The organism is Streptomyces sp. NPDC002265 (assembly GCF_040296125.1).
In the GTDB taxonomy this organism is placed as follows: Bacteria; Actinomycetota; Actinomycetes; order Streptomycetales; family Streptomycetaceae; genus Streptomyces.
Genome location: NZ_JBEOWS010000510.1, coordinates 1 through 4,911 on the forward strand (window position 1 = coordinate 1; position 4,911 = coordinate 4,911).

The window sequence follows — 4,911 nt, forward strand, 5'->3', positions numbered from 1 at the left end:
GGCGGGTGCCTACTTGCGGATCAGGTTGCGCAGCACGTACTGCATGATGCCGCCGTTGCGGTAGTAGTCCGCCTCACCGGGGGTGTCGATGCGGACGACCGCGTCGAACTCCACACCGGTGTCGGTGCTGACCTTGACCGTGCGCGGCGTGGTGCCGTTGTTCAGCTCCTCGACGCCGGTGAAGGAGAAGGTCTCCTCGCCGGTCAGGCCGAGGGACTCGGCGTTCTGGCCCTCCGGGAACTGGAGCGGCAGGACGCCCATGCCGATGAGGTTCGAGCGGTGGATGCGCTCGTACGACTCGGCGACGACGGCCTTGACGCCCAGCAGCGCGGTGCCCTTGGCGGCCCAGTCGCGGGACGAGCCGGAGCCGTACTCCTTGCCGGCCAGGATGGCCAGCGGGGTGCCCTGCTCGATGTAGTTGCGGGAGGCGTCGTAGATGAACGACACCGGCGCGTCGGCCTGGGTGAAGTCGCGGGTGTAGCCGCCCTCGGTGCCAGGCGCGATCTGGTTGCGCAGGCGGATGTTGGCGAACGTACCGCGGATCATGACCTCGTGGTTGCCTCGGCGGGAGCCGTAGGAGTTGAAGTCACGACGCTCCACACCGTGCTCGGTGAGGTACTTGCCGGCCGGGGTGTCGGCCTTGATGGCCCCGGCCGGGGAGATGTGGTCGGTGGTGACCGAGTCGCCGAGCTTGGCGAGGACGCGGGCGCCGGTGATGTCGGAGACCGGGGTGGTCTCCATCGTCATGCCCTCGAAGTACGGGGGCTTGCGCACGTACGTCGACTCGGTGTCCCACTCGAAGGTGTTGCCGGTCGGGATCGGCAGCGCCTGCCACTGGGCGTCGCCCGCGAAGACGTCCTGGTAGGACTTGTTGAACATGTCCTCGCCGATGGCGTTCGCCACGACGTCGTTGACCTCGGCCTCGGAGGGCCAGATGTCCTTGAGGAAGACCGGGTTGCCGTCCTGGTCGGTGCCCAGGGCGTCCTTGGTGATGTCCACCTTCATGGAGCCCGCGAGGGCGTACGCGACGACCAGCGGCGGGGAGGCCAGGTAGTTCATCTTGACGTCGGGGTTGATCCGGCCCTCGAAGTTCCGGTTGCCGGAGAGAACCGAGGTGACCGCGAGGTCGTGCTCGTTGACGGCCTTGGAGACCTCCTCCGGCAGCGGGCCGGAGTTGCCGATGCAGGTGGTGCAGCCGTAGCCGACCAGGTTGAAGCCGACCTTGTCGAGGTAGGGGGTCAGGCCCGCCTTGTCGAAGTAGTCGGTGACGACCTTGGAGCCCGGGGCGAGGGTGGTCTTGACCCACGGCTTGCGGGTCAGGCCCTTCTCCACGGCCTTCTTCGCGACGAGCGCGGCGGCGACCATGACGTACGGGTTCGAGGTGTTGGTGCAGGAGGTGATGGCCGCGACCGTCACCGCACCGTGGTCGATCGTGTAGGTCGTGCCGTCGGGGGCGGTGACCTGGACCGGGTTGGACGGGACGCCGTTGGAGGAGGCCGGGGCGTCGGAGGCCGGGAAGGACTCCTTGCCCGCCTCGTCGTCGGTGTCCACGTAGTTGCGGACGTCCGTCTTGAACTGCTCGGCGGCGTTGGCGAGGACGATACGGTCCTGCGGACGCTTCGGGCCGGCGATCGACGGGACGACCGTCGACAGGTCCAGCTCCAGCTTCTCGGAGAAGTCGGGCTCGGCCTTCGGGTCCAGCCAGAGGCCCTGCTCCTTGGCGTACGCCTCGACGAGCGCGACCTGCTGCGCGGAGCGGCCGGTGAGCTTGAGGTAGTTCAGGGTCTCGTCGTCGATCGGGAAGATCGCGGCGGTGGAGCCGAACTCCGGCGACATGTTGCCGATGGTGGCGCGGTTGGCCAGCGACGTGGCGGCCACGCCCTCGCCGTAGAACTCGACGAACTTGCCGACGACACCGTGCTTGCGCAGCATCTCGGTGATGGTCAGCACGAGGTCGGTGGCGGTGGTGCCGGTCGGCAGCTCACCGGTCAGCTTGAAGCCGACGACGCGCGGGATGAGCATGGAGACCGGCTGGCCGAGCATCGCGGCCTCGGCCTCGATGCCGCCGACGCCCCAGCCGAGCACGCCGAGGCCGTTGACCATGGTGGTGTGCGAGTCGGTGCCGACGAGGGTGTCGGGGTACGCCTGGCCGTTGCGGACCATGACCGTGCGCGCCAGGTGCTCGATGTTCACCTGGTGGACGATGCCGGTGCCCGGCGGGACGACCTTGAAGTCGTCGAACGCGGTCTGGCCCCAGCGCAGGAACTGGTAGCGCTCCTTGTTGCGGCCGTACTCCAGCTCGACGTTCTGGCCGAAGGCTTCCTTCGTGCCGAACTTGTCGGCGATGACGGAGTGGTCGATGACCAGCTCGGCCGGGGAGAGCGGGTTGACCTTGGCCGGGTCGCCGCCCAGCTCCTTGACGGCCTCACGCATGGTGGCGAGGTCGACGACGCAGGGCACGCCGGTGAAGTCCTGCATGATCACGCGGGCGGGCGTGAACTGGATCTCCTGCGACGGCTGCGCCTGGGAGTCCCAGCCGCCGAGCGCACGGATGTGGTCGGCGGTGATGTTCGCGCCGTCCTCGGTGCGGAGCAGGTTCTCCAGCAGCACCTTCAGGCTGTACGGAAGGCGAGCCGAGCCTTCCACCTTGTCCAGCCGGAAGATCTCGTACGACTCGTCGCCCACCTGCAGCGTGCTGCGGGCGTCGAAGCTGTTCGCCGACACGACAGTCTCCTTCATTGATGTGCGCGTACCACCGTCGATCCTGCCGCCACACCAACTTGGCCGATCCGCTAAGGTGAGGCTAAGTTAGGTAACCCTTACTAGTGGGCGGCAGCGGGGCGCCTCGGCAGATATCTCGATGTCGAGATAACTCTAGTACATGGGGGCTGGATGGTCATGCCTGGCCCGGCTCCGCCATACCGATATTCGGCACCGCCCCGCGGCAACTCCACGGAAGTACGGCCATCAGTGGGCCAGGACGGGGTAGGCGCAGCAGAGAAGGACGCCCCCTCCCCCCGAACGGAGGCCCCGATGGCCCTCACCTTCCGCAAGAGCTTCCGGATCCTGCCCGGAGTCCGCCTGAACATCAACCGGCACTCCTGGTCGATCACGACCGGCGGAGCACACGGCCCCCGCCACACCCACAGCAGCACCGGACGTCGTACGACATCGATGGATTTGCCCGGCCCCTTCGGATGGCGGCGCACCCGCACCGCCAAACGCCGGTGACGGCACATCACCCGAATGGCCCCCCTCGGAAGGTGCCATCTCATATCTGAGATAGCCTCAGTCCCATGGCAGACGACTACCTCGTACGTATCGGCAAGCTCATCCGTGACGCCCGGCAGCACCGTGGCTGGACACAGGCACAGCTCGCCGAGGCGCTCGGTACCAGCCAGAGCGCCGTCAATCGCATCGAGCGCGGCAACCAGAACATCAGCCTTGAGATGATTGCCCGGATCGGCGAGGCACTGGACAGCGAAATCGTCTCGCTGGGCTACGCGGGTCCGATGCATCTGCGGGTGGTCGGCGGCCGCCGGCTGTCCGGTGCCATCGACGTCAAGACGAGCAAGAACGCGTGTGTGGCGCTGCTGTGCGCCACGCTGCTCAACAAGGGCCGCACGGTGCTGCGCCGGGTCGCCCGTATCGAGGAGGTCTACCGCCTGCTGGAGGTGCTCGGCTCGATCGGTGTGCGCACCCGCTGGATCAACGACGGCGTGGACCTGGAGATCGTGCCGCCGGCCCGGCTGGAGATGGCGTCGATCGACGCCGAGGCCGCCGTCCGCACCCGCTCGATCATCATGTTCCTCGGTCCGCTGCTGCACGTCATGGACCGCTTCAAGCTGCCCTACGCGGGCGGCTGCGACCTCGGCACCCGGACCATCGAGCCGCACATGATCGCGCTGCGCCGGTTCGGCCTGGACATCGCGGCGACCGAGGGCCAGTACCACGCGCAGGTCGACCGCACGGTCCGCCCCGACCGGCCGATCGTGCTGACCGAGCGCGGCGACACCGTGACCGAGAACGCGCTGCTGGCCGCGGCCCGGCACGAGGGCGTCACGGTCATCCGCAACGCCTCCTCCAACTACATGGTCCAGGACCTGTGCTTCTTCCTGGAGGCGCTGGGCGTCAGGGTCGAGGGCATCGGCACCACCACGCTCACCGTGCACGGCGTCCCGGACATCGACGTCGACGTCGACTACTCCCCCTCCGAGGACCCGGTCGAGGCGATGAGCCTGCTGGCCGCCGCGGTGGTGACGGAGTCGGAGCTGACCGTGCGCCGCGTCCCCATCGAGTTCCTGGAGATCGAGCTGGCGGTCCTGGAGGAGATGGGCCTCGACCACGACCGCACACCGGAGTACTGCGCCGACAACGGCCGTACCCGCCTGGTGGACCTGACGGTCCGGCCCTCCAAGCTGGAGGCGCCGATCGACAAGATCCACCCGATGCCGTTCCCCGGCCTGAACATCGACAACGTGCCGTTCTTCGCGGCCATCGCGGCGGTCGCGCAGGGCCAGACGCTGATCCACGACTGGGTCTACGACAACCGCGCCATCTACCTGACCGACCTGAACCGGCTGGGCGGCCGCCTCCAGCTGCTCGACCCGCACCGGGTCCTGGTCGAGGGCCCGACCCGCTGGCGCGCCGCCGAGATGATGTGCCCGCCCGCGCTGCGGCCCGCGGTGGTCGTCCTGCTGGCCATGATGGCGGCCGACGGCACGTCCGTGCTGCGCAACGTGTACGTCATCAACCGCGGCTACGAGGACCTCGCCGAGCGCCTGAACTCCATCGGGGCGCAGATCGAGATCTTCCGGGACATCTGAGGATCGTCACGGGGAGCCGCCGCGCCCCGGCGGCTCCCGGCCCCTCGCCCTGCCGGCACCGCGCCCCGCCGGACCCGTTCGTACA

Annotated in this window: 3 protein-coding genes; 2 read left to right on the forward strand and 1 reads right to left on the reverse strand. The window is 68.3% G+C overall.

What is annotated here, in order from left to right:
- Positions 1-9: 9 nt before the first annotated feature.
- Positions 10-2,724 carry an aconitate hydratase AcnA gene (gene acnA / locus ABT085_RS43670; protein ID WP_351621984.1) on the reverse strand — a complete coding sequence of 905 codons (2,715 nt, stop codon included), beginning with the start codon at positions 2,722-2,724 and terminating at the stop codon, positions 10-12.
- Between the two features lie 309 nt (positions 2,725-3,033).
- On the opposite strand from acnA, the gene ABT085_RS43675 reads away from it, so the two are divergent.
- Positions 3,034-3,231 carry a DUF4236 domain-containing protein gene (locus ABT085_RS43675; RefSeq protein ID WP_351621987.1) on the forward strand — a complete coding sequence of 66 codons (198 nt, stop codon included), beginning with the start codon at positions 3,034-3,036 and terminating at the stop codon, positions 3,229-3,231.
- A gap of 65 nt (positions 3,232-3,296) precedes the next feature.
- Positions 3,297-4,826 carry a helix-turn-helix domain-containing protein gene (locus tag ABT085_RS43680; protein WP_351621990.1) on the forward strand — a complete coding sequence of 510 codons (1,530 nt, stop codon included), beginning with the start codon at positions 3,297-3,299 and terminating at the stop codon, positions 4,824-4,826.
- Positions 4,827-4,911: the final 85 nt, after the last annotated feature.

What these genes read in the sequence shown, in the direction of transcription:
- ABT085_RS43680 (WP_351621990.1), top strand. Translation starts at nt 3,297, where the DNA reads ATGGCAGACGACTACCTCGTACGTATCGGCAAGCTCATCCGTGACGCC.
- ABT085_RS43675 (WP_351621987.1), top strand. Translation starts at nt 3,034, where the DNA reads ATGGCCCTCACCTTCCGCAAGAGCTTCCGGATCCTGCCCGGAGTCCGC.